The organism is Pseudomonas asturiensis (assembly GCF_900143095.1).
Taxonomy (GTDB): domain Bacteria; phylum Pseudomonadota; class Gammaproteobacteria; order Pseudomonadales; family Pseudomonadaceae; genus Aquipseudomonas; species Aquipseudomonas asturiensis.
The window spans coordinates 148,340-173,566 of sequence record NZ_FRDA01000003.1 but is presented as its reverse complement, the minus strand read 5'-3'; the positions used below and the strand labels follow the sequence as shown (position 1 = coordinate 173,566).

At 59.0% G+C, this 25,227-nt stretch carries 24 protein-coding genes; 10 read left to right on the top strand and 14 right to left on the bottom strand.

Features of this window, described 5'->3' with window-relative positions; genetic code table 11:
* Positions 1-98: 98 nt before the first annotated feature.
* The 4 genes from BUB69_RS06460 to BUB69_RS06445 all read left to right on the top strand — a co-directional run bounded on the left by BUB69_RS06460 (position 99) and on the right by BUB69_RS06445 (position 4,525).
* Positions 99-1,400 carry an MFS transporter gene (locus tag BUB69_RS06460; RefSeq protein WP_073163544.1) on the top strand — a complete coding sequence of 434 codons (1,302 nt, stop codon included), beginning with the start codon at positions 99-101 and terminating at the stop codon, positions 1,398-1,400.
* An 18-nt stretch (positions 1,401-1,418) separates the two neighbouring features.
* Entirely contained in the window at positions 1,419-2,267 is an 849-nt protein-coding gene (locus tag BUB69_RS06455) for a transketolase (RefSeq protein ID WP_073163542.1), read from the top strand.
* Positions 2,264-3,283, top strand: coding sequence for a transketolase family protein (locus BUB69_RS06450; RefSeq protein WP_073163539.1), 1,020 nt, complete (start codon positions 2,264-2,266; stop codon positions 3,281-3,283). Before BUB69_RS06455 ends, BUB69_RS06450 begins: the two co-directional genes overlap by 4 nt.
* 294 nt (positions 3,284-3,577) lie before the next feature.
* Positions 3,578-4,525 carry an alpha/beta hydrolase gene (locus BUB69_RS06445; protein ID WP_073163537.1) on the top strand — a complete coding sequence of 316 codons (948 nt, stop codon included), beginning with the start codon at positions 3,578-3,580 and terminating at the stop codon, positions 4,523-4,525.
* 3 nt (positions 4,526-4,528) lie between these two features.
* On the opposite strand, the gene hmpA is transcribed toward BUB69_RS06445, so the two are convergent.
* The 3 genes from hmpA to BUB69_RS06430 all read right to left on the bottom strand — a co-directional run bounded on the left by hmpA (position 4,529) and on the right by BUB69_RS06430 (position 7,387).
* Positions 4,529-5,713, bottom strand: a complete 1,185-nt coding sequence (gene hmpA, locus BUB69_RS06440) for an NO-inducible flavohemoprotein (protein ID WP_073163535.1) — start codon at positions 5,711-5,713, stop codon at positions 4,529-4,531.
* Between the two features lie 219 nt (positions 5,714-5,932).
* On the bottom strand, positions 5,933-6,502 hold the full coding sequence (locus BUB69_RS06435) for a LysE family translocator (protein ID WP_073163533.1): 570 nt from the start codon (positions 6,500-6,502) through the stop codon (positions 5,933-5,935).
* Between the two features lie 48 nt (positions 6,503-6,550).
* Entirely contained in the window at positions 6,551-7,387 is an 837-nt protein-coding gene (locus BUB69_RS06430; protein ID WP_073163530.1) for an AraC family transcriptional regulator, read from the bottom strand.
* A 216-nt stretch (positions 7,388-7,603) separates the two neighbouring features.
* On the opposite strand from BUB69_RS06430, the gene BUB69_RS06425 reads away from it, so the two are divergent.
* Positions 7,604-8,851, top strand: a complete 1,248-nt coding sequence (locus tag BUB69_RS06425; protein WP_073163528.1) for a DUF1835 domain-containing protein — start codon at positions 7,604-7,606, stop codon at positions 8,849-8,851.
* A gap of 100 nt (positions 8,852-8,951) precedes the next feature.
* Here BUB69_RS06425 and BUB69_RS06420 read toward each other — a convergent pair whose 3' ends face one another.
* Positions 8,952-9,587, bottom strand: a complete 636-nt coding sequence (locus BUB69_RS06420) for a LysE family translocator (protein ID WP_073163527.1) — start codon at positions 9,585-9,587, stop codon at positions 8,952-8,954.
* Positions 9,588-10,249: 662 nt separating this feature from the next.
* On the opposite strand from BUB69_RS06420, the gene BUB69_RS06415 reads away from it, so the two are divergent.
* Positions 10,250-10,969, top strand: coding sequence for a carbonic anhydrase (locus BUB69_RS06415; protein ID WP_024687647.1), 720 nt, complete (start codon positions 10,250-10,252; stop codon positions 10,967-10,969).
* 105 nt (positions 10,970-11,074) lie between these two features.
* Entirely contained in the window at positions 11,075-12,271 is a 1,197-nt protein-coding gene (locus BUB69_RS06410; RefSeq protein WP_073163526.1) for an MFS transporter, read from the top strand.
* A gap of 117 nt (positions 12,272-12,388) precedes the next feature.
* Here the strand turns inward: BUB69_RS06410 and sodC are convergent, their stop codons facing one another.
* Positions 12,389-12,907 carry a superoxide dismutase family protein gene (gene sodC / locus BUB69_RS06405; protein WP_073163525.1) on the bottom strand — a complete coding sequence of 173 codons (519 nt, stop codon included), beginning with the start codon at positions 12,905-12,907 and terminating at the stop codon, positions 12,389-12,391.
* 253 nt (positions 12,908-13,160) lie between these two features.
* Here sodC and BUB69_RS06400 point away from each other — a divergent pair, with 253 nt between their 5' ends.
* The 3 genes from BUB69_RS06400 to BUB69_RS06390 all read left to right on the top strand — a co-directional run bounded on the left by BUB69_RS06400 (position 13,161) and on the right by BUB69_RS06390 (position 15,813).
* Positions 13,161-13,820, top strand: a complete 660-nt coding sequence (locus tag BUB69_RS06400) for a hypothetical protein (RefSeq protein WP_073163524.1) — start codon at positions 13,161-13,163, stop codon at positions 13,818-13,820.
* A gap of 123 nt (positions 13,821-13,943) precedes the next feature.
* Positions 13,944-14,732, top strand: coding sequence for a transporter substrate-binding domain-containing protein (locus BUB69_RS06395; protein ID WP_073163523.1), 789 nt, complete (start codon positions 13,944-13,946; stop codon positions 14,730-14,732).
* A gap of 100 nt (positions 14,733-14,832) precedes the next feature.
* Positions 14,833-15,813, top strand: a complete 981-nt coding sequence (locus BUB69_RS06390) for an ATPase (RefSeq protein ID WP_073163522.1) — start codon at positions 14,833-14,835, stop codon at positions 15,811-15,813.
* A 440-nt stretch (positions 15,814-16,253) separates the two neighbouring features.
* On the opposite strand, the gene BUB69_RS06380 is transcribed toward BUB69_RS06390, so the two are convergent.
* The 9 genes from BUB69_RS06380 to BUB69_RS06335 form a co-directional block, all read right to left on the bottom strand.
* Positions 16,254-17,273, bottom strand: coding sequence for a branched-chain amino acid aminotransferase (locus BUB69_RS06380; protein WP_073163521.1), 1,020 nt, complete (start codon positions 17,271-17,273; stop codon positions 16,254-16,256).
* 134 nt (positions 17,274-17,407) lie between these two features.
* Positions 17,408-18,049, bottom strand: coding sequence for a CatB-related O-acetyltransferase (locus BUB69_RS06375; protein ID WP_073163520.1), 642 nt, complete (start codon positions 18,047-18,049; stop codon positions 17,408-17,410).
* Between the two features lie 34 nt (positions 18,050-18,083).
* A complete protein-coding gene (locus BUB69_RS06370; protein ID WP_073163519.1) occupies positions 18,084-18,968 on the bottom strand; it encodes a glycosyltransferase family 2 protein in 885 nt (294 codons plus the stop codon).
* Positions 18,969-19,262: 294 nt separating this feature from the next.
* The gene (gene cyoE, locus BUB69_RS06365) at positions 19,263-20,150 is read right to left on the bottom strand and encodes a heme o synthase (RefSeq protein ID WP_024686674.1); all 888 of its coding nucleotides are present in this window, start codon (positions 20,148-20,150) and stop codon (positions 19,263-19,265) included.
* A 10-nt stretch (positions 20,151-20,160) separates the two neighbouring features.
* Positions 20,161-20,493 carry a cytochrome o ubiquinol oxidase subunit IV gene (cyoD, locus tag BUB69_RS06360; protein WP_024686675.1) on the bottom strand — a complete coding sequence of 111 codons (333 nt, stop codon included), beginning with the start codon at positions 20,491-20,493 and terminating at the stop codon, positions 20,161-20,163.
* Positions 20,493-21,122, bottom strand: coding sequence for a cytochrome o ubiquinol oxidase subunit III (locus BUB69_RS06355; protein WP_073163517.1), 630 nt, complete (start codon positions 21,120-21,122; stop codon positions 20,493-20,495). Before BUB69_RS06355 ends, cyoD begins: the two co-directional genes overlap by 1 nt.
* Before the next feature lie 2 nt (positions 21,123-21,124).
* Entirely contained in the window at positions 21,125-23,137 is a 2,013-nt protein-coding gene (gene cyoB, locus BUB69_RS06350) for a cytochrome o ubiquinol oxidase subunit I (RefSeq protein WP_073163516.1), read from the bottom strand.
* Between the two features lie 3 nt (positions 23,138-23,140).
* Positions 23,141-24,082, bottom strand: a complete 942-nt coding sequence (gene cyoA, locus BUB69_RS06345) for a ubiquinol oxidase subunit II (protein ID WP_073163515.1) — start codon at positions 24,080-24,082, stop codon at positions 23,141-23,143.
* A gap of 448 nt (positions 24,083-24,530) precedes the next feature.
* Complete coding sequence (locus tag BUB69_RS06335) at positions 24,531-25,055, bottom strand: disulfide bond formation protein B (RefSeq protein WP_073163514.1); 525 nt, start codon at positions 25,053-25,055, stop codon at positions 24,531-24,533.
* Between the last annotated feature and the right edge of the window lie 172 nt (positions 25,056-25,227).

Below are 25,227 nucleotides of genomic sequence, written 5' to 3'. Positions count from 1 at the left end.
GGGCTGACTCACACCTGTAACGCCCGCATTTGTTCTGGATCGACGACGTGCCAGGCCGGTTTGCCTGGCGGTCTATAAAAACAAGAGATCAGACCATCATGATAACCACCATGCCCCTCGACGCGGCTTCGACCGCCCGTGCCAATGCCTACCGCAAGACCGCCTGGCGGCTGATGCCGTTCCTGATGCTGTGCTACCTGTGTGCCTACCTGGACCGGGTCAATGTCGGCTTTGCCAAGCTGACCATGATGAACGACCTGGCCTTCAGCGAAGCCGTCTACGGCCTCGGCGCCGGTATGTTCTTCATCGGTTATTTCCTCTGTGAAGTGCCCAGCAACCTGATCCTGCATCGCGTCGGTGCACGGCGCTGGATCGCCCGAATCATGATCTCCTGGGGCATCATTTCCGCCCTGTTCGCGTTCGTTGAAACCGCCTGGCAGTTCTACGGCCTGCGCTTTCTGCTCGGCGTGGCCGAAGCCGGTCTGGCACCGGGCCTGCTGCTTTACCTCACTTACTGGTTCCCCTCCTATCGCCGTGCGCGCATGACGGTACTGTGGTTCGTCGCCATTCCGTTGTCCGGGATGATCGGCGGGCCGCTGTCGGGCTACATCATGGCCACATTCGCAGGCTTTCATGGCTGGGCGGGCTGGCAGTGGATGTTCGTCATCGAGGCCATTCCCACAGTGATCGTCGGGCTGATGGTGCTGGCTTACCTGAAAGACGGCGTGCATCAGGCGACCTGGCTCACCGATGATGAAAAAGCGCTGATCACAAAGGAGCTGGCCGAAGACAACAGCCAGAAGGTCGTGCACGCCTCGGTCGGTGAGTTCATCCGCGACCGCCGTTTGTGGCTGCTGGCCTGCATTTACTTTTGCGTAGTCATGGGTCAGTACGCAATCACCTTCTGGCTGCCGACGCTGATCCGCAACGCCGGGCTTTCCGACCCGCTGCACATTGGCCTGATGACCAGCGTGCCGTACCTGTGCGCCATCGTCGCCATGCTGTTGATGGGCCGCAGCGGCGACCGGCACCGCGAGCGCCGCTGGCACCTTGTAATCCCGATGATTGCCGGTGCGCTGGGCCTGAGCCTGGCAGCGGTCTTCGGCAACAGCCTGCTGCTCTCGGTGCTGAGCCTGTGCCTGGCGGCGGCTGGCGTGCTCTCGGCCTCGTCCCTGTTCTGGATGCTGCCCACCACCCTGCTCGGCGGCGTGTCCGCAGCGGCAGGCATTGCGGGCATCAACAGCTTCGCCAACCTGGCGGGTTTCTGCTCGCCGTACCTGATCGGCTGGATCACGACCACGACCGGCTCCAGCGCCATCGGCATGTACCTGATCACCGGCGTGCTGTTCATCGGCGCGTTTCTGGTCCTGCGCATCCCCGCTGCCTCGGTCAATCGTTGAATCATCGGAGTCATCACCATGACAACCCAAGCGTTATCTGCCTCGTCCACGTCGCTGGTACAGCGTGCCCACAACATTCGTCGCCATGCCTTGCGCATGGGCCAGGTTCAAGGCCAGGGCTATGTCGGCCAGGCGCTGGGGGCGGCCGACCTGTTGGCCGTGTCCTACTTTCACGCCTTGAACTACAAACCCGAGGACCCGGAATGGGAGTTGCGTGACCGGTTTTACCTGTCGATCGGTCACTACGCCATTGCCCTGTACGCCGCCTTGATCGAGGCTGAAATCATTCCGCTGGACGAGCTTGAAACCTACGGCTCGGATGACAGCCGCCTGCCCATGTCGGGAATGGCCGCCTACACGCCGGGCATGGAAATCACGGGGGGCTCGCTCGGCCACGGGCTTGGCATCGCGGTCGGCGCATGCCTGGGGTTGAAGCGCAAACACTCCGCCTCCTTCGTTTACAACCTGTTGTCGGACGGCGAACTGAACGAGGGGTCGACCTGGGAAGCAGCGATGTCGGCATCCCACTGGAAGCTGGACAACCTGATCGCGATCATCGACGTGAACAATCAGCAGGCCGACGGCCACTCGAGTGAAGTGCTGGCCTTCGAGCCCATCGTGGATCGCTGGCAGGCCTTTGGCTGGTTCACGCAACGGGTCGACGGCAACGACCTGCCTGCGCTGGTCGCCGCCTTCGACGCCGCCCGCCAGCATCCGGGCGCACAGCCTCGGGTGATCATCTGCGACACAAAAATGGGCAAAGGCGTGCCCTTTCTGGAAACCCGCGAAAAGACTCACTTCATCCGTGTCGATGAACACGAGTGGGACCTTGCACTGAACAACCTCGACGAAGGGCAAACCGTATGAGCACTGCCAACCAGAACCCTGCGGCGGCACCTGCCGCGAAGAAAAAGCTCACCACCTCGGCGATGATCGCCTCGATTGCCTCCGAAGGTCAGGCCACCCGTTCGGCACCGTTTGGCCATGCGCTGGCGGCACTGGCCGATCAGCGTTCGGACATCGTCGGGCTGTCGGCGGACCTGTCCAAGTACACCGACCTGCACATCTTCGCCAAAGCGCATCCCGAACGTTTTTATCAGATGGGCATGGCTGAACAGCTGCTGATGAGCGCAGCGGCGGGGATGGCCCGCGAAGGCTGTGTACCGTTTGCCACCACCTACGCGGTGTTCGCCTCGCGCCGTGCCTATGACTTCATCTGCATGGCGATTGCCGAGGAAAACCTCAACGTCAAGATTGTCTGCGGCCTGCCCGGCCTGACCACCGGCTACGGCCCCAGCCATCAGGCCACGGACGACCTGGCGATCTTTCGCGCCATGCCCAACCTGATGATCGTCGACCCGTGCGACGCACTGGAAATCGAGCAGGCCGTACCGGCCATCGCGGCGCACCAGGGACCGGTGTACATGCGCCTGTTGCGTGGCAATGTTCCGCTGGTACTGGACGAGTACGGCTATCAGTTCGAGATCGGCAAGGCCAAGACCCTGCGCACCGGCAATGACGTGTTGATCATTTCCACCGGCCTGATGACCATGCGCGCGCTTGAGGCCGCCAAGGAACTGCAGGCCGATGGCGTGGATGTCGCGGTGCTGCATGTGCCGACCATCAAGCCGCTGGACGAACAGACCCTCCTCGCCGAAGCCAGAAAACCGGGACGGCTGGTGGTGACGGCGGAAAACCACTCGATCATCGGCGGGCTGGGCGAAGCGGTTGCCACGGTGCTGCTGCGCAATGGCGTCACGCCGACCTTCAGGCAGATTGCGCTGCCTGATGCGTTTCTCGACGCCGGTGCCTTGCCGACCCTGCACGATCGCTACGGCATTTCCACACCAGCGGTCTGTGCGCAGATCAAAGCCTGGTTGTAGCGGTCGGATAGTGAAAAGGCGCTGATATCCGCTTCTGCCCGCAGGGCGTGGGAGCTTTCGCAGGTTACGACGGCAGCGATGGGCTGCGCAGCAGGCCTTGCCCGCATGCGCAGGCCGTGCTGCCGGTTCCCGGCAGATCGCCAGCAAGCCGCCTCTTATAAAACAACCCATAAGTCACTGAAGAAACGCTATTTTTCTGTGGGGGGGTGTTTGCCACGTGACAGCGCTAAAACGAAGACATGGTGAGGCTTGCCACAATCCGGTGTTTGCTGCGCTTTTTGACGAGACTGAACGATGGATGCCAACCACCTGCTCGACCCGGCCTACGCCGTTTTCCTGGATGAGCCTTCGAGCGTCTGGACGCTCGATAATCTTCCCGCCATCAGGCGTCGCGTTGAAGCTGCCTGGAAACAGCCTGACGGAGCGAGGCACCAGCAGTACCGGACACAGAAGGATCACATCAGGCTGTGCGTCTATCGCCCGGCAAACATCCTCAATCCTGCACGCAAACTTGCGACGCTGCTGTACATCCACGGCGGCGGTTTTGTGCTCGGCCGACCCGAGATGGCTGAAGATTATCTGGCCGATCTGGCCAATGAGCTGAGCGTCCTGATCGTGGCCGTCGATTATCGACTCGCTCCCGAGCACCCTTTTCCCACGTCGTTGAACGACTGCTATTCAGCATTGGCGTGGATCTTCAACGAAGGCCTGGCACTCGGCGTGGATACGCAAAAGGTAATGGTCATGGGCCACAGCGCAGGCGGCGGACTGGCTGCTGCCGTATCGATCATGGCGCGGGACAGAAACGAGTATCGGCTGGCAGGGCTGTTGATGGTCTATCCGATGCTGGACCATCGAACCGGCTCGACCCTTTCGCCTGAAGACAATCCGACCACCGGAACCCTGAGCTGGACCCGTGAAGCGAACCGGTTCTGCTGGCAGTGCCTGCAAGGTTCCTATGCACTGGACGATGAACAGGCAGCGCTGTTTTCACCCGCACTGGCCAATGACCTGACCGGGCTGCCGCCTAGCTTTATCAGCGTCGGCGCGCTCGATCTGTTTCTGGAAGAAAACCTGGCCTTTGCGCTCAGGCTTTCCACCTCCGGCGTGCCGGTAGAGTTGCATGTGTACCCCGGCGTGCCGCACATGTTCGATCAGTATCCGGGCCGTCAGACCGGGCAGCTCAAACAGGACATCACCCGCGCGCTCGCCTGCCTGTGCGCAGACGAGGGCACGTTGTAGCCACTAAACCAGCGCTTCAGCCGGGCCGAAGAATTCGTAATGGCTCTGTTCATCCGGGATACCCAGATCGTGCAGCGCCCGCTTGATGAACGCCATGAACGGTTTGGGACCGAGGAAATACGCCTCGATGTCTCGGTTCGCAGGCAGCCACTGTTGCAGATGCTCGACGGCAGGCAGGCCCACAGCAGTGGGTTGGGCAGGATCAGCAACCGTGTCTTGGTAGACCACATGGGCGCGGAACTGCGGATAGCGAGCCTGCCAGTCCTTGAGCGCTGCCTGAAATGCATGCACCCCGGCATTGCGGGCGTAGTGAATGAACACCACATCCCTACCGCCAGCCTCCAGCGCGGCTTCGGCCATCGCCAGAGTGGGCGTGATGCCGACACCACCACTGATCAACACCAGCGGCTTGCTGCCCTCGATAAGCGTGAACTCGCCGGACGGCGGAAACAGCTCCAGCTCGTCCCCTGCCTCAACCTGATCATGCAAGTAATTGGAGGCCGCTCCGCCCACCTCTTTTTTGACGCTGATGCGATAGCCGATGCCGGTCGATGCGGCCGACAGCGAGTAGTTACGGCGGATTTCCTGACCATTCACGATCAGACGCAGGCCAATGTACTGCCCGGCCTTGTGCGCAATGACAGGTTGACCGTCCGCTGGCTCGAGATAGAACGAGGTGATCTCGTCGCTTTCCGGTGTCTTCGCTTTCACCTTGAACGCACGCCCGCCACGCCATCCGCCTGGCGCTGCGGCGATGCTTTCGTACACCTCTTGTTCAGCGCCGATAAGGATGTCAGCCAGTTGCTGATACGCCGCGCCCCATGCCGCGATCACTTCGTCAGTGGCGGTTTCGGCACCCAATACTTCGCGGATCGCCTGCAGCAGGCATGTTCCGACGATAGGGTAATGCTCGGGGAGGATCTGCAACGCCACATGCTTATTGACGATCTGGCTGGCGAGCGGACCGAGGTTATCCAGACGATCAATGTTGCGAGCATACATCAGCACCGCGTTGGCCAGAGCGCGAGGCTGAGCACCGTTGGCCTGATTGGCCGGGTTGAACAGCGGGCGAACCTCTGGGTAGTCGCGCAGCATGATCTGGTAGAAGTGCGTAGTCAGCGCCTCGCCACCGACCTCAAGGATCGGAACGGTTGCTTTGACGATGTCACGTTGAATGTCGGTCAGCATGGGGCAGCTCCAGAACGTTTGAAAATCGATACCTGGATAGAGCAACCCACGTGCCAACCGCAAACCCCAATCAAATCAATGGCAAAGCGATCAGGGAAGTCAAAATGACAAGGTCATAATGACTCTTTTCACGGTGAACAGGTCATTCGGACCCGATCCTTATCCTGACTGCGTGCGCGACCGACCGAGCCCTTGATTTGAATCTGGGCACGCTCACGTTCAGTGCAGGTAAGCGGCCCAGGCTGACACCAAGAGCAACACCGCCATGCTCCTGTTCAACCACTGCAAGGCACGCGCGGATTTGAGCAAGCGTGCAGAACCCGCGCCCAACAGAGCCCAGCACGCCATGCAAGGCAGCGACACGAAGAAAAAGACCAGCGCCAGATGGGCCACGGCCCCCTGACTGAACACACTGACAACGGCCAGCGCCATCATCCAGGTCTTGGGATTGACCACCTGCAGGCCCGCCGCGCCGACGAATCCGAGGCGCGGGCGACTGTCATCGGGGCTCAGGGGGTCGGCCGGGCTGTTGAAGATTTTCCACGCCAGCCAGGTCAGCCAGCCGACGCCGATGGCGGCCATGACCGGCTGTACGGCTGGCACCTGCATCAACGAACGCCCGACGCCGGTGCCCACCAGCAACACTAGCCCGGCAGCCCCCAGGCAGGCACCGAGAATGATCGGCAGACTGGCTTTCAGCCCGTAACGGGCGCTGTTGCTCAGCACCAGCAGATTGGTGGGGCCAGGGGTGATTGACGCAACGAAAGCGAACAGCAGAAATGACAGCATGAGCGGACTCCATGAGTGACCGGCGTCATGCTCGCGCAACACGCAGCGTCAGTCTGGAAGGTCTGTGCAGCGCGTGCGATACACCGCAGGCGTCAGGCCGTAGGCGCGCAGGAACCAACGGCCCAGATGACTCTGATCGGCAAACCCCAGATCGCTGGCGACTTCAACAGGCTGCGCGCCCCTGGCCAGAAGCCTGCGGGCCATGGACAGTCGCAACTGCACCAGATAGGCGTGGGGTGGCAGGCCGAAGGCAGCCTTGAAGGCGCGGGTCAGCCTGAAGCGGTCCACACCGCACGCCAGCGCGAGTTCGTCCAGCCCCAGATCACGCCGAAAATGGGCGTGCAGATAATCCCGGGCACGCAGCGCCACCAAGGGCAGCCGAGGGTCATGTTCCTGTCTGACTCGCCAGTGCACGTGGGCGGTGAGCCGTTCGAGCAGACCATCCAGGGCGCTTTGCCGGATAATGCGTGACTCTTGGCCATGCAGCGCCGAAAACGCAAACACGATGGACTGGGCCAGCCTCGGGTCACGCACCAGCGTGCTGGCAAAACCCGGCTGAAAGTCCTGCGGCGCGTCTTCGAACAACGACGTCAGTTCACGCCCGATCCAGTGCGGGTCCAGGTACAGCATGCGGTAGGTAAAACCATCGGCATTCGGTGCGTCGCCGTCGTGGATCTCATCCGGTTCAAGCATGAACACTTGGCCGGATGTACTGGCATGCCGCTGTCTGCGACAGTGAAACTGCTGCACGCCCTGCTCCGTGACACCGACCAGATAACTGTCATGCCAATGCGGATCGTAGGCATGCCCACGAAAATGGGCGCGCAATGTCTCGATACCGGTATCCCGGTCCTGAGCGAGGTCGATCCAGTTGGTTGATTTCATGAGTGGTTTGAATGGGCAGGCAAGCGTGTCTGCTTTATCGCGCGGCTGAGGCGTCAAGTCTAGAAGGTTTGTGCGCAGGCACTGGGTCGTCTATATTTGCGTCCGGCGCCTCCACGCCTCCATCCGCGGAAAGGGCTGCGCCCAGGACACTGCTTTACCCTCTTGTCATTACGACTCCCGACCTTCAAGCGGACAAGGTTTGTACAAGGAGATCGTATGTCCAGCACCACTGCATCGCGGCCCCGCGACGGCCGTATCAGCCTCGAGCAGCAACGCAAACGCGCCAAAGCACTTCTGCAACGCCTGAAACTCGGGACTGCGCCCGATCAACTGGCGCTGCTTGGCAGCCGTGCGCAATCGTCCGCGCCAACGCTGTCCGACGCCCAATGGCTGATCGCCCGGGAATTGGGCTTCAGCAGCTGGCCCAGGCTCAAGGCCCATGTCGATGCCATCACGTTTGCCGCCCTGCACCCCGACTTCGACGCCAGCGACGAAGCCCGAACCGTGCACTGGCGATGCGGCAACGACATTGCCCACAGCCTGCAACTGGCCGGTTTCAAAGGCGCCTTCCAGATGCTCAGCGACCCGATGTGCATGGGGCCGGTTCAGGATCTGCCCGACGAGCACTATCAAGCGGTACGCAGTCAGTTCATTCATGAAGCGTTCGGCATTGATCACTCCGACGCCGCACGTCGCATGGCCGACGAGTACAGCCGTCTCGAACACCTGAGCCGTGACCACCACAGCGTGTTGTGGTGCGAAGCGGACGCCTACGACCAGTTGTTTCTGGTCAGGGCGCTGGCGGGCCTCGATCGGCTGCCGCCAAGGCTTGAGCTGATCGAAGTGGATCGTGTGCCCGGTGTAGAGCGCTTCATCGGTATAGGCCAATTGGCACCCGACGTGCTCGCCTGGCTATGGCCGCAGCGCAAACAGGTGACACAGGCCATGCTGGATTGCTCACGCCAGGCATGGCGAGCCTTTCGCGATGCATCACCTGTCGCCCTCGCCGAACTGGCTCACGGGCCGCAACTGCCGCTGCCACTGCTGGCACCGGCGCTGTTGCGACAGCTTCAGGAACTGCCGGGCTGCCGAGACGGGCTGTCGCTCACCGAACGCCTTTCATTGCAGTACCTGCGTGAAGCAGGCGAAGTGACATTCGGGCGCGTGTTCGCAGAACTGATGGACAAACGCGAGCCTCTACCGTTTCTGGGCGACATGATGTTTCATGCGTTGCTGCGGCCATTGATCGACGCACCTGCTGCACTGATCACCGAATCGGACACACACCTGGCGTGGCCTCGCCGCACCTTGAGGATTACCGCGTTGGGCGAACGCGTGCTCGACGCCCACGCCTACTGGCCAGACCATGCGCAGCAGTCACGCTGGGTGGGTGGCACCTGCATTCAACCCGGCCGGGCTCATTGGGCACTGGACGAGCAGTTGCGACCGGTATGGCACGGCTAGCCGGATAGCACCGCACTCTGACCGGCGTCAGCCTGCGCCAGACGCGGCTCATGGTCGGGTCTGGCGCCCTGACAGTTCGCGGGCAAGCCCGTCTTTCCCGTCACGCGACCGGTTTACGAAACAGGATGTCGACCGCAAACACGCCCAGCACGGTGCCGGAAATCCACCGCTGGGTGCGCATCGCCGACGGGCGAAGGGTCAGGAATCTGCTCACCTTAGAGGCTGCCAGAACGATGATGCCATTCACGGTGACGGCAATGACGATCTGTACCAGCCCCATTTGAATGAACTGCTGGAAAGTCGAACCGGCAGCGGGGTCGATGAACTGAGGAATAAGCGCGGAGTACATCAGGGCGATTTTGGGGTTCAAGAGGTTCGTGACCAGACCCATGGTGAACAGCCTGCGTGCGGAATGAGGTGCAAGCTCACGCGCCTCGAAAGGGGAAGTCCCTCTCGGTCTCAACATGTTCCAGGCCAGATAGCCCAGATAGAACGCACCCGCAATCCTGACGACGTCATAGGCCATCGGCACTGCCTTGAATAGCGCCGCCAGCCCCAGTCCCGCCGCCAACAGATAACAGACGAAACCCAGCGCCACACCCGCCAGCGAAATCAAGCCCGCCACCCGTCCCTGAGAGATCGTCCGCGACGTCAGATACACCATGTTCGGGCCAGGTGTCAGCACCATGCCTAGAGAGATAATGGCCACACCGGCCAGGTTTTCCAACGCCATCATAAGACTGTTCCTTCATTCAGAGTTGGGTTGACGCCGCGCCAGCCAGCGCTGTCGCGAACATCTAAGTTGCCAATGGCGTTGCAGTCATCGGTCATATCGACTGCCGTCACGTTTACGCGCTCCACGACGCGGACGACTGCTCCAGAATAGCCCCGACACCTTGGACACGTGTTTGAAACTGGAGCCGGCTTAACGTTGAATGCATCTAGTTCGGATAGCACACACCACAATATTATTACCAGCATCGGTGAAGTGCGCCCAACCCATCAACACATAAAGAACTCAGGTTCACACATCAAGCGTATCCCTATGAAACAGGAGATCGGTTTATCAACCCGTCGCCGGTGTTAATCAACGGCGCACACCGCAAGCACCTTCCAGGCACAAATACTTGTCTGCCAAGTCAACTTATTAGCCTGCCGGACACCCTGTAAACACTCACCACTTCCAGTCTTCTGGCATTTCTGAAAGGCTCACTAACCCCTTCTCGCTAGTGGGGGTCAATCGAAAAATTAACCTCGCGCTCAACAGCACAACTGACGAAAATACAATTGGAAAAAAAATTCCATTACCGGTATTAAGTGAACGGATTCTGCGCTCGGCATCCAGTGTGTCGGGCCTTGATCCCTCCCTATCGACAGTTATCAAGCCTGAGGCTTTTTATGAATTCGTCCTTGTCCCGCCGCAAGATCCTTCAGGGTGCGTGCTGCCTTCCCGTAGCAGCTGTGCTGTTGGAAATGCCTTCCATCGCCCACGCCGCTTCGCCGACCTCCCCCCGCACCAACATGACCGCTGACCAGGCGCTCAAAGCGTTGCGCGATGGCAACGATGCGTTCATGAAGGACGCCACCATCAACGTCGAACGCAATCGCGATCGTCGCCTGGAAATCGCCAAAGGCCAGACACCTTTCTGCATCCTGATTTCCTGCTCCGACTCACGCGTGCCGCCAGAGCTGCTGTTTGGCCGTGGTCTGGGTGAGCTGTTCATCGTGCGTAACGCCGGCAACACCGTCGACACCACCGCATTGGGTTCGATCGAATATGGCGTCAGCCAGCTCGGCGTACCGCTGGTCGTGGTCATGGGTCACGAGAAGTGCGGGGCCGTCGCTGCCGCTGTTTCGGTGGTCGAGGACAACACGGTGTACCCAGGTGCTATCGGCCAGATGATCGAGCCGATCATTCCTGCCGTCCTGACGGCCAAAGGCAAGAAGAGCAAAAACCTGCTGGAAGACTCGGTCAAGAGCAACATCCAGCGCACCGTGGCACGTCTGCGCTCGGCTTCCGAGCCAGCCCTGATGAACCCGATCAAGGAAGGCAAGGTCAAGGTCGTGGGCGCCTACTACAGCCTGGAAAACGGCAAGGTCGATTTTTTCGACGTCTGATACTCGTCCGCCGTAACGGTTGACGCGCCCGGACAGATTCAAGCGCATGGATTGCGCCACTCTCCTGAATGTGGCATTAGAAAAAGCCGCCAAAAGGAGCGTCGCGTGAGCAAGGATTATCTGGCGTTTTTCACTTCTCTGTTTCTGTCGCGCCTGGCGGATCAGGTCCTTCTTTTCATCGTGCCACTGGTTGTCTTTCAGACCACCCACAGTGCGTCGTGGGCGGGCTTTGCATTCTTCGTGGAATCATTGCCACGCTTTCTCGCGTTCCCGATCTGCGGGGCGCTGTGCGACACATTCCCTCCCGTGCGGATCCTTCACATCAGCCAGATGTATCGGGCGCTTGTCTGTCTGCTGGCGATGGTGCTGTACGGGCTTTTCGGCGGCCTTGTCTGGCTGATGCTGCTGTCGGCGTTGTGCGGCGTGCTGACCACTCAAGGCATCATGGCGCGCGAAGTGCTGATGCCCCACGTGTTCCAGCGTTACAGCTATACGCGCACGTTGTCCTATTCACAGATTGCCGACCAGGGCGGGCTGGTGCTCGGTCCTCTGGTGGCCGTGCTGTTGCTCAATGTCTGGCCGTGGCACTGGGTCGTGTCGGGTTGCGCGGTTCTGTTCCTGCTGGCGGACCTGGCCATGCTCGTCTGGCAACGCACTCGCGAAAGCCAACCCGAGGCGTGGGAACAAAAGAGTGGCGGTGCCTGGCAATCATTGAACACCGCAGTCGGGCATATCCTGCGCCTGACCGAGCTGAAGAACCTCATCACCCTGGCGGTGGGCATAAACCTGATCGTCGGCGTAACACTGGCCACTTGCGCTGCCATGGTCATCGGCGAATACGGGGCCGACCAGGACGACTATGCAAGCCTGCAGATGGCAGGCGCAGGGACGACCATCCTGATCCTGTTTTTTCTGGCGCGAGTGGTGGTGCCGCTGCGGATACTGGGCCCGCTGGCCTACGTGATGAGCGTTGTCGGGGCGTTCGTCTGCGCCCTCAGTCCTGCGCTGACTGGCTATGCGGCGGGCTTTCTGCTCATCGTCGGATTCGACAAGATGTTCAACGTCTACCTGCGCAACATTCGTCAGCGAGTGATACCCCGAGAGGACTTCGGCAAGACCGTGGGTGTCATGACCCTGCTCAATAACCTGTCACAGCCAGCGGCAGGTCTGCTGGTGGCGCTGCAGGCGGGTCCTCTGGGGCTTCGAGTGATCATCGTGGCGGTGGGAGTGCTGAGCGCCCTGCTCGGCGCACTGGCGCTATGGTTGTTTGCGGGCCGGACAGTGCCGGTGGTGACGGATTGATTGCTTCAGCGCCCGATGCAGGCGCACTGCACCGGATACAGAATCGTGTGAGATGCCGGATCGTGGGAGCGTCTGTTCAGCAGGCGACACGCGCCCGCTGAGACTGTAAACGCACTATCAGATTACGCCACATGCAGCGCGGTCGCCGCCACCACCCAGAGGCTTGGGATGGTCGGAGTGGTTGTCACCGCCAGCATGGACCATCAGGGCATGGCCTTTGATTTGCGAAATGTTCTTCAGACGAGGCGCCAGCACCGGGTAATCGGCAGTGCCGTCCGCCATGACATACAACGCAGGCAGGTCGCCCAGGTGACCGTCGGCATAAGGCCCCAGGTGCTTGCCGGTCTTGGCCGGGTCGAAGTGCCCGCCTGCCGCCAGAGCAGCGACTTTGACGCCGTCCTTGGTACCCGCTTCACAGCTGCCGTTTTCATGCACGTGGAAACCGTGAATACCCGCAGGCAGGCCACTGAGTTTAGGCGTGAACAATAGACCGTATTCGGTTTCGCTCACGGTCACGGTGCCAATTGGCTTGGGCGCGCCATCAGCACTGACCAGGTTGATCGGGACGTCCAGCGATGCAGCCTGAACACTGACAGAAAAGAGGCCCAGCAGGCCGAGCCAAAGATAAGGTTTCATAAGGTCAATACGTCCTTGATCTGAACAACGAATATGAATGGTGCCGGGGACCGTTGATCGTCCGCGCCTGCGCGATACCTGACAACATCATGGATACGACAAAAGGTGTGACCACAGCGAAACGGGTTTTGATGCAAATAAATCAAGTTGCCGCCGCGCTCCGCCGGGCAACCCTGCAAACAGGCGCCGCCTCGGCTAACCTGAGACACACCGTGTCCTTGCATCACCGTCACTGATGAGGCCATAGCGACAAATGAAAGACCCCTACGCGTTCGGGTTCTACAGTGCCTGTTTTGCGCTGGTGGTCGTTGTAGCCGCAGTCTTTTACAGCGCAGCCGTCAGCACATCGCCAGGCAGTGCCGCCAACGCCTACTACATCGTCGAGGCGGCCTCATCGCTGAGCGAAGCACTGGCGGTGATCGGCATCGCGGGCGTGGTCTTCAAGGCCTACGGCTCATGGAAACGCGAGACCCGCCAACAAAAAGCCCTGAGCATTATCTGGGACGCCAACGTGGCCTTCCGCGAAATAGAAATCGGTTTCAACGACTGGTTCTTCGGCCCCGCCGCGAATCAGAAGTCCGGCTACGATGCCGGCAAGATCGATTCGCTCCTGGCGTCCAGCCCGCTGGGCATCGCACTCAGGGCCTTCAAGAAGCAATGCATTCTGCTCGACAAGGTGGTGATCAAGGACCACTGGCACTGGCTCAACCATGCCGCGCAGCTCGACATGCTGGCCCGTGCGTTGAGCGCCGAGGCGTTCGGGGCTGTCGGCAAGGGCAGAGTCACGCACACCATCGTCGACTTTCTCTACGCGCATGAGGGCGAAACCTGGAAGCGAACCCAGACGGACTGGGAATCGCAGATGGTGCTCATCGATGAGCAACTGGCCTCACTGGAGGAACGGTACACCTGAAGAGCCCCGCGCCTGGACCCCATCTTTGCTGGCAAGGCACCGTTCTTGCTTCACATCCTGTCAGCAAATGAAGCACTCTGTCGCTTCCAATAAAACCAATGACACACGCGAGCCCCCATTCTCATGATGAAACTGAACTACAGCGCATCGGCAGCCCTTTTGTTGGTCCTGACAGGCCTGGCACAGGCGCAGGAATCGTCTTCGCATCTGGACAAGGTGTTGCAGGCCGGCCAGTTGTCGGTGTGCACCACGGGTGACTACAAGCCTTACACCTTTCATCGCGAAGACGGCGAGTACGAAGGTATCGACATCACCATGGCCCGCTCACTGGCCAAGAGCCTGGGCGTGAATGTCCAATGGGTGCCCACCACCTGGAAAACCCTGATGCCCGACATGATCGCTGGCAAATGCGACATCGGCATGGGGGGTATTTCGGTGACGCTGGAGCGTCAGAAGAAAGCCTTCTTCAGCAATACGCTGGACATCGACGGCAAGATCCCGCTGGTGCGCTGCGAAGATCAGGCGCTGTACCAGACCATCGAGCAGATCAACAAACCGTCGGTACGCCTGATCGAGCCCGCTGGCGGCACCAACGAGGCTTTCGCCCGCGCCTACCTGCCCAACGCACCTATCGCGTTCCACGACAACAAGACCATCTTCCAGGAACTGCTCGACAAGAAAGCCGACGTGATGATCACCGATGCTTCAGAAGCGCTCTACCAGCAGAAACGCATGCCCGGTCTGTGTGCCGTCAACCCGACGCGCTACATGCAGTACGGCGAGAAAGCCTACCTGCTGCCGCGCGACGACGTGACCTGGAAAGCCTATGTCGATCAGTGGCTGCACCTGAGCAAGGCCACCGGGGCCTATCAACAGGCGCTTAGCGAATGGCTTGCAGTGCCCGCCCAGTAATTTCATCACACGATCACACGATCCCATCCGGCAACAGTTGCAAGGCGGGGTCGGCTGAAATAGCGTGTTGCAGGATATCGTCTGGAAGGCACCTCAGAGCATGAAGCCCAGCAAGCCCATCACCCGCGCGTTTTGCGTCGAGCTGCAGCAGGAGCTGTCCATTGCCGCTGCCCGCCGCGAGTATTTCTCTCAGGTGCCGCCCCGCAAGCGCTTCGAGTTCCTCTGCTCGAACGAAGCCTGCCGGGCCATGGTCGCGAAAGTGACCGGGGTCAATTACACCGTCAAGCCTCAGGACAACCCGACCTTCGTGGCGGCGCACTACCGCGCCAATCCGCATTGCGAGCATCACCCCGATTGCGAATGGGTGGACGAAGATGCAGCCGAGCCGGCTGATGAGCCTGCCGACACGAATGACCCACATGCAGTACTGCGCAAGGCCAAGCGCAAGCTGGACGACTACATCGACGTCTTCGACCCGACACTCAAAGAACCTGCCAAGGAAAAATCGGGAACAGAAAAAGCCGGTTCACCTGATCAGCCCCCTGCGCTGAAACCTTCGCCTGTCGAATCCGCCGAACCCAAGGCCCCGCGCTACAGCGAGACCCGCACCAACAACCTGGAGCGCCTGGTGGACAGTTATCGCCAGGCCAAGGCCGAATTGTCGATCGATGAGCTCAAGTTGCTGAAGCTGCGGATTCCGGGTCAGGGCGAGGTGTCCTTGCGCTCGTACTTTCGGCACATCAAATACGCGCAACCAGGCGACAACGGACGCGTGCTGTTCGGCGGCGGACTGATCGAGCAACGCTACGGGCTGGGGTTCAAGTTCAAGTTTTTCGACAGGCTTGAAGGCAAGCTGGTGACGCTCTATGTGTCGCCCGCGCAGATGCAGGCCTACCGTTCCAGCCGTTACATCAGCGAACTGCTGAGCCACGCCGATGAGGTGAGGTTTTTCACGGTCTATGCGCTGGGGAAGCTGACGCAGAGCCCTTCGGGGAAGAGCTACAGCGTTGAGGTGGATGATCTGCGGCACCTGGCAATTGTGCTGGGGCCGGAGAAGGAGCCTGCAAGTGGCAACGTTTGATCCCTACCCCCTATGCGCGCCTTGCCTGCGACCTGATGTGCCTGGCTCACCGAGAAAGCAACATCATCGACACGCTTTTCAAACGCGATAGTGAGAACACCGCCGATCGCGACGCGGGTGAAGGCTGAGTCCTGGCGCTGATTCGGGGGGCAATCGGCATGGATGCCGATTGAGCCGCACTGGGCCATGGATGGCCCATTTGCGGCGACCCCCGAATCAGTGTCAGGACGAAGGAACCCCGGCGAAGCCGGGGCCGGAACCGGAGCTTAGGGGTTTGCCTACTTTGCCCCGTCAAAGTAGGTCGCCGAGGGGCGAAAAGGTGACGTGAGTCGAGCGCTCGGCTCACTGAATCCACGATCTATGGCGATTGTGACGCAGAGCGTCACGCGCGGCATGCATACGCATAGCGTTGGGCAGGATCAGCGATCCTGCTGAAGAGTTCAAACCTTGACGATCCAACCCGCTGGCGGCTCGACATCACCGGACTGCACACCGGTCAGCTCTTTGTAGAGACGCTGGGTCACCGGGCCGACTTCGGTTTCGCTGTGGAACACGTGCAGTTTGTCCTGGTAGGAAATCCCGCCAATCGGCGTGATCACTGCAGCCGTACCGCACGCACCGGCTTCCTTGAACTCACCGATCTTGTCGATGAACACGTCACCCTCGACGACCGTCAGGCCCAGACGGGATTTTGCCAGCTCGATCAGCGACAGACGGGTGATACCCGGCAGCACGGAAGGCGACTTCGGCGTCAGGAACACATCGTCGTGGGTGATCGCGAAGAAGTTGGCAGAACCCACTTCCTCAATCTTGGAATGGGTCTGCGGATCCAGGTAGATGCAATCGGCGAAGTGGTGTTTCTTGGCTTCGGAACCCGGCATCAGACTGGCAGCATAGTTGCCACCGACCTTGGCGGCACCGGTGCCATTGGGTGCGGCGCGGTCGTAGCCGGAGATGACGAAATTATTCGGCTTCAGGCCACCTTTGAAATAGGCGCCCACCGGAATGCAGAAGATCGAGAAGATGAACTCAGGCGCGGTGCGTACACCAATGTTGTCGCCCACACCGATCACGAACGGACGCAGGTACAACGCACCGCCGGAACCGTAAGGCGGAATGAAGCGTTCGTTGGCTTTCACGACCTGCTTGCAGGCCTCGATGAACACATCGGTCGGCACGTGCGGCATCAACAGACGGGAACAGCTGCGCTGCATGCGCAGGGCGTTCTGGTCAGGGCGGAACAGGTTGATCGAGCCGTCCTTGCAACGGTAGGCCTTCAGGCCTTCGAAACACTGCTGACCGTAATGAAGCGCAGTAGAACCCTCGCTGATGTGCAGGGTGTTGTCTTCGGTCAGCGAACCCGCGTCCCAGGCGCCATTACGCCAGTGAGAGAGGTAGCGTTTGTCGGTCTTGATGTAATCGAAACCCAGAGTGTCCCAGTTGATGCTTTCTTGACTCATAACGCCCTCTATCATTTAGCGACTGCCTGGACGAGTCAGGCCAATGCCGTATTCTGCCAGATCATTCGAAACCTGAGGCTTGAAATAAATACAAATAGATCCGGCGTTTTTGCATCCATTCAAACCCCTGCGTGTCAGCCTGCCAGTACCTGCCCGGAGGACTGACGCTGACGTACATACGCCAAAAACGCCTCCATGTCGGCACTGCACAGTGTCCGTGCAACCGTTTTCACTTCCTCCATGGGCCAGTCCCACCACGCAGCCTGAAGCAACAACTCGCGCACGTCTTCCTCGAAACGCCAGCGGATGAACTTGCACGGGTTGCCGCCGACCACCGAGAAAGGTGCCACGTCGCGCACAACCATTGCCCCGGCGCCCACAATGGCGCCATGGCCGATGGTCACGCCGGAAAGAATCACGGCGTCCGCACAAATCCAGCAGTCGCTGCCGATGGTCACGTCACCCTTGCTCGGTGCGTAATCCTTGATGTCGCTGACCTTGTCGACCATTGCCGGGAACGGGTACGTGGTGATCCAGTCGGTTCGATGCTCACCGCCCAGCAGAATCCTGACACCCTCGGCGATGGACGTGTAGGACCCCACCCGCAGGATCGTATCGTCGCCGAACTCGATGACGTCGGGTATGCCGTACGTCCCGACACCGACTTCGTAGCGGGGGTAACGCAACCTGATCTTTTCGGCCGCCCGCTCCAGCTTGTCCAGCTGACGAAGTTGCTTGCGTACTTTTCTGGCTTTGAGCCGGTCGATGAATTTCATGAGCACTCTGGTTCAAATGAAGGGCAAGGCCTGTTTATCGGAAGCTCAACAGCAGGCGCTTGCAGCGACGCCACGTGGTCCGGTTGGCATGCTTAAACGGGATGGAGCACAGCAATTTCCAGGCGTAGCGCTTGTCCGCCACAACGGCGTACTTGAGTGCCTTATTGATAATGACCGTTCGACCGCTCTGATAATCAGGATGATCCTGGTAAGGCTCGATCGTCTTCATATCGGCCTCCAGCAAGACCTTGTACTTGCGCGACAGGTTGTTCGGATGACGGCGATAACGCGTAACAATCACCGGTAGAACATGAATCTCGTAACCCTGAAAAGCGATTCTCAGGGTGATTTGAAAATCCTGCACCCTGATCAACGGGTCATAACCGTTCGCATCCCTGAGTGCTTGCATGCGGTACAACGCAACCGGCGCTCCGACCACCACGGCTCCGCGCAGGACCTGGTCGAAGTCAAGCTCTTCGATAGACTCGCGAGACTGGCTCTTGGTGTCGTTGCCGTCGCAATCCATATAACGGATCAGCGCACCGACGCAACCGACCTTCGGGTGTTGATCGAGGTATCGGGCACGAACACTCACCGACGACGGGAGCATGATGTCGTCCAGGTCCGGGGTGGAAACATACACGCCCTTGGCGTACTTGAGGCCGTGATTCAGTGCGGCGCTCACACCCTGATTGGGCTGGCGATAGAGCTGAAACGAATACTGGCTTTGCAGCGCTTCCAGCATCGCAATGCTGTTGTCGGTCGAACCATCATCGACAATGATGACTTCGAAGTTCTCATAATCCTGGGCAAAGATGCTCTGAATAGCAGCGTCCAGAAATCGCTCGGCGTTATAACAAGGCGCGATAATCGAAACGAGCGGTTTGGGTGTCATGTCCTGAATAAGGGAGGACGTCATAAGCGTAACAGCCATGGTTATTGTTCAGCCCAGCGCATTGAGCGCTGGATATCGCGTAACAGAGTGAACACAAGAGCGACATGATGCGACATGTGAACTCACTTTTCCATGACCGGCCCATGAGCAATTGTTCATTCAGCGCCTTTCAAGACCCGGCTCGCAGCTTTGGAACGCTCCGCATAGCGACAAAAAGCCTGCGCCCTGCACCTTCATGCCGTACATCCGTTTCCAGATCGCAGGCATAAAAAAACCCCATTCTTGTGGAATGGGGTTTTATTGGAACGCGATTACCGGTCAGAACGCATAAGTGACCAGCAGCTCCTTGGCGACCTGAAAGTCCACCGACATCATCACGCTCAAAGCCGTGATGGTGAAGATGGAGAACACGAACAGCTTGCGCGCCCAGACAGTATCGTCAACGGCCTTGTAGCCCTTCCAGGCCATGTACAACCAGTACATGCCCATGCCCGCCGCTACGGCGAGGTAGTTCAGACCTGCATAGCCGCCAACCGTCAACATCAGGGTCGCCACGAGGAACGCCAGGATGTAGAGCAGGATATGACGCTTGGTGACCAGAATGCCGCGCTTGACCGGCAGAACCGGAATCTTCGCTGCACGATAATCATTGAAACGGAAGATCGCGATGGCATACGAGTGCGGCATCTGCCACAGGCTGAACATCACCAGTAGTGTCAATGCCGCAAAATCGAAGCTGTTGCTCACTGCGCAGTAACCGATGACCGGAGGCATGGCCCCCGACAGGCTACCGACCAGTGTGCCGTGAACGGATTTGCGTTTCAGGTACAGGCTGTAGAAGCCGACGTAAATCACAAAGCCGATCACTGCGAACATGGCTGCCAGCGGGTTGGCCTTGGTATACAACAGGCCAACGCCTGCGATACCCAGCACGGTGGCGTAGAGCAGAGCCAGTTTCAGCGAAACCAGGCCCTGCACCAGAACCCGGTTACGGGTCCGTTCCATGCGCTGATCAATGTCACGATCAATGCAGTTGTTGAACACGCAACCGGACGCAACGACCAGGGAAGTACCAATGACTGCGGCCAGGAACACGCTGAAATCGATATTTCCCTTGGAAGCCAGAAAAAAGCCACCTGCCACCGAAAGCACGTTACCGAAAATGATCCCCGGCTTGGTGATTTGGATAAAGTGCTTCAGTGACATCTGGTATTCCTCAATGCGCCATCATTTCGCGGTGGATGCTGAAGATGATCCACAACGACAGGCCAACCAGCAGAACGATAACCATCGTGGTAAAGGCGAAGGCCATCACGTTGTTGCGTTGCACACTCGAGAAGTCCAGGTGCAGGAAGTAATGCAGGTGCACCAGGATCTGAATGATCGCGAACGCCAGGATGATCGCGATGGTCATGTCCTTCGGCAACGAAGGAGACATCACCAGAGCAAACGGGATGGCCGTCAGGATAATCGACAGTACGAAGCCAATGATGTACGACTTCACAGAGCCGTGGCTATTGTCTTCAGCCGAGTGATGTGAATTCGACATTACAAAGCCCCCATCAGGTAGACAACGGTGAATACGCCGATCCAGACAACGTCCAGGAAGTGCCAGAACAGACTCAGGCAGCTCAGGCGCGTCTTGTTGGTGTTGGTCAGGCCCTTTCTCTGGACCTGAATCATCATGATTGCCATCCAGATCAGACCGCTGGTCACGTGCACACCGTGCAGACCCACCAGCGCGAAGAACGCTGACAGGAAGCCGCTGCGGCTAGGGCCGAAACCTTCTTTGATCAGGTGATGGAACTCATAGATTTCCATGCCGATAAACGCAGCACCACACAGGAAGGTCAGCGCCAGCCAGCCCAGTACCTGGCTTTTCTTGCCCTTGTACAGCGCCAGCATGGCGAAGCCGTAGGTGATACTACTGACCAGCAGGAACGCGGTTTCCACGGCCACGAATGGCAGCAGGAAAATGTCCTGGCCCGACGGGCCGCCCGCGACACTGTTGACCATCACGGCGTAGACCGCGAAGAACGAGGCGAACAGCACGCAGTCGGTCATCAGGTACAGCCAGAAGCCGTAAACCGTCATGCCACCGCTGTCGTGGTGATCGTCATGCCCGTGATCATGATGATCGTGATCGTGGGCTCCAGGGTTGATTGCAATATTCGACATGTTTAAACCTGTTCCAGCGAGGACTTGACAGGAGTGTATGCACCGTTGGCCGCCAGGACCTTGTGATGCTCACCTTCAATACGCGCTACTTCTTCGGCCGGTACCATGTAGCCCTGGTCGTCACGTGCAGCGTGAGCAACGAAGACCGCAATGGTCGCGACCAGGCTTGCGCCCACCAGCCACCAGATGTGCCAGATGAATGCGAAACCGAATACGGTCAGCAGCATGCCCATGTACAGGCCGGTAGGCGTGTTGTTAGGCATGTGGATCGCCGAGTACTTGGCCGGAACGTTGTAGGCAGTGCCCGCACGCTTGGCGTCGGTGAACGCATCGATGTCGTCTGCTTTTGGCAGTTCGGCAAAGTTGTAGAACGGTGGCGGCGACGAAGTGGACCACTCAAGCGTGTGGCCATTCCATGGGTCACCGGTCAGATCCGGGTTCTTCGCACGGTCACGAATACTGACGAACAACTGGATCAGCTGCGAAGCGATACCGCAAGCGATCAGCACGGCGCCGAACAGCGCGACGTCCAGATAGATGTTCCACTCTGGCATGTCGGTCGCATTCAGACGACGGGTCATGCCCAGGAAGCCCAGTGCATAGAGCGGCATGAACGCGACGAAGAAACCAACGATCCAGAACCAGAACGCAGCCTTGCCCCACTTCTCGTTCAGGGTGAAACCGAACGCTTTAGGGAACCAGAACGCGAAGCCGGCGATGTAACCGAACACTGCACCGCCGATGATGACGTTGTGGAAGTGAGCGATCACGAACAGGCTGTTGTGCAGTACGAAGTCAGCACCTGGAATCGCCAACAGAACGCCGGTCATGCCGCCGATCGAGAAGGTGACCATGAAGCCCAGGGTCCAGAGTACCGGTGCTGTGAAGCGCAGGCGGCCCTGGTAGATGGTGAACAGCCAGTTGAATAGCTTCACACCCGTCGGGATCGCGATGAGCATCGTCGCAAGCCCGAAGAAGGCGTTGACGTTGGCCCCTGCCCCCATGGTGAAGAAGTGGTGCAGCCAGACCATGAAGCCCAGGACACAGATCGCGCCGGAGGCGAAGATCATCGACTTGTGGCCGAACAGACGCTTGCCCGAGAACGTGGAGATGACTTCCGAAAACACGCCGAAGGCCGGCAGGATCAGGATGTACACCTCAGGGTGACCCCACGCCCAGAACAGGTTCACGTACATCATGGGGTTACCGCCCATTTCGTTCGTGAAGATGTGGAAGTCCAGGTAGCGGTCAAGGGTCAGGAATGCAAGGGTGGCGGTCAGGATCGGGAACGAAGCCACGATCAGGATGTTTGCCCAGGTGCAGGTCCAGGTGAAGATCGGCATGTCCAGCAGTTTCATGCCAGGGGTACGCATCTTCAGTACGGTCACGAGGAAGTTGACACCCGTTAGCGTCGTACCTAACCCGGATAACTGTAGCGCCCAGATGTAGTAGTCAACCCCTACGCCAGGACTGTATTGCAACCCGGATAACGGCGGATAAGCGACCCAGCCCGTCTTGGCGAACTCACCGACACCCAGAGAGATGTTGATCAGCAGCATACCGGCAACCAGCAGCCAGAAGCTCAGGGAGTTCAGGAACGGGAAGGCAACGTCGCGAGCGCCGATCTGCAGAGGCAGAACGATGTTCATCAGACCGGTAAAGAACGGCATCGCCATGAAGATGATCATGATCACACCGTGAGCGGTGAAGATCTGGTCATAGTGTTCCGGTGGCAGGAAGCCCTCGGAACCATTCTGGGCCATCGCCAGTTGGGTACGCATCATGATTGCGTCGGCAAAGCCGCGCAGCAGCATGACCATGGCAACGATGATGTACATCACGCCGATTTTCTTGTGGTCGACGGACGTCAGCCATTCAGACCACAAGTAGGTCCACTTGCGGAAATAGGTGATCAACCCGACAACCGCGAGGCCGCCGAGCGCGATCATGGCAAGTGTCACCATGACTATCGGCTCGTGGAACGGCACCGCTTCCAGACTTAATTTGCCAAACATCGTTTACTCCTCTGCCCCAGCAGCTGAATTTTTGCCCTTTTCCGCACCTTCGTTACCGGCGACTTCTTTCTCACCTGCAACAAGCTTCTTGCCTGGATTCATACCTTCATACTTGTCGATGATGATCTGGAACAGGTTCGGAGTGACCGCAGAAAACAGTTCAACAGGATTACGCTCGCTCGGCTTGAGCAGTTCAGCGTATTCGGTCGTGCCCAGCTTCTTCGGCGAGTTCCTGACTTCAGCGATCCAGTTGTCGAAATCGGCCTGGGTCACGGAGTTGGCCTTGAACTTCATGCCGGTAAAGCCCGCACCACTGTAGTTGGCGGAGATACCGTTGAATTCGTGAACTTCGTTGGCGATCAGGTGCAGCTTGGTGTGCATGCCCGCCATCGCGTAGATCTGGCCGCCCAGACCCGGGATGAACAACGAGTTCATCACGCTATCGGAGGTGACCTGGAAATTGACCGGCGTGTTGGCCGGGAACACGACCTTGTTGACCGTCGCGATGTTGTATTCCGGATAGATGAAAATCCACTTCCAGTCAACGGAGACCGCCTGAATAGTGACCGGCTTCACATCGGAAACAAGCGGACGGTACGGGTCCAGCGAGTGGGTCGAGACGTAGGTGTAATAGCCCAGGAACACCAGCAGGAGCATGGGAACACCCCAGACCGCAATTTCGATCTTGGTGGAGTGCGACCAGTCCGGCGTGTACTTGGCGGCCTTGTTCGTGGAGCGATACTTCCAGGCGAAGATCAGGGTCATCAAAATGACCGGGATCACGACGATAAGCATCAGCAACGTAGCGATGATGATCAGGTTACGCTGCTCGATACCCACCTGCCCTTTAGGATCGAGCAGAGGTACGCCTTCGCATCCACTGAGCAAAAGCATACAGAAAAGGGCCAAGAAGCCAAAAAACCTGGGGTACCTTTTTTTACTCATTTCACGACCTCTAAAAGCAGCTTGCGCGGTGCAGTTGGGTTTCGACCGCCAACACTTCACCCTGCCAGTGCCGGCAATTTTTTTGAATTGAACAAGGGCCTGCCCATACGCCAACGCGACATATCGACAAATCCGGGTTTAGCTATGGATTCTTATTTTGAGCTGCTGGAACTGCCCGATGTGCAGGGCAGACGCCTTCAGCGCGGCCATTATGCGCCCTCGGAGGCCAGCATTGCGCTGCCTGTTCAGAGTACACAGGTGACGCTCAAGGCCTCAAAATTGCTGATCGTCAGGTCAAGCCGGACGACAAGTGACGGGGATTGTAGATATGTAAATTTTTAATGACTATGCCTAATTTTGTAACAGTTAATCTCTTATTCGGTAACAATAAAGCTCGATTGGCCTCATTGGACGAGAAAAAAGCCTCGATTTCACGAGGCTTTTGAAACTAAAGTCCTTGTATTCCGTAAGGTTTACGCCGATTGCGAATAACGCACACAGGGACCAGCAAAGCGGTCAGAACGAAGGCGACCAGCGCCCATTGCGCCAGTGACAAACCCAGGACTGGCGGATAAGGGGTCGTGCAAAAACCGCTGACCTGAAACACCACGGGGAGCAGATCCGCCAACGGCAGGCCGTCGATGATCGGTTGCAGCGTGTCGATACCGCAGCTGACGGCGGGGTGAGCCAGAATCCAGGCATGACGACCCGCTGCGGCAATACCGCCCAGTGCAGCGAGGGTCACCAGCACTTCGAACAGCGTCACGCTGCGCCGGCCTGGCATCGCCGCGCCGATGAAAGCGAAGATCGCGATGAACAACAGCGCATAGCGTTGCAGGATGCACAGCGGGCACGGCGCCTCGCCCAGCACGATCTGCATGTACAGGGCTCCGCCGATCAGGGACAGGCAGATGATTCCCAGCAAAACCAGAAAGCGCTTTTCGCGTCGCAGGTACAACAGGTTGTCGCTCATTCACATACCTTACTGAACTGATGAGGGGGGTTGGACGGGCCCACGCGCCCTGCGCGCTTGCCTGCCTGGCCGGATCGCGGCGGGGCGCAGTGTAGAATCGCCGGATCCGGATCGCACGCGATAATCGTTCGCTACTCCCGACAACTCAAGGGCGCGACGGCCATACGGGCGC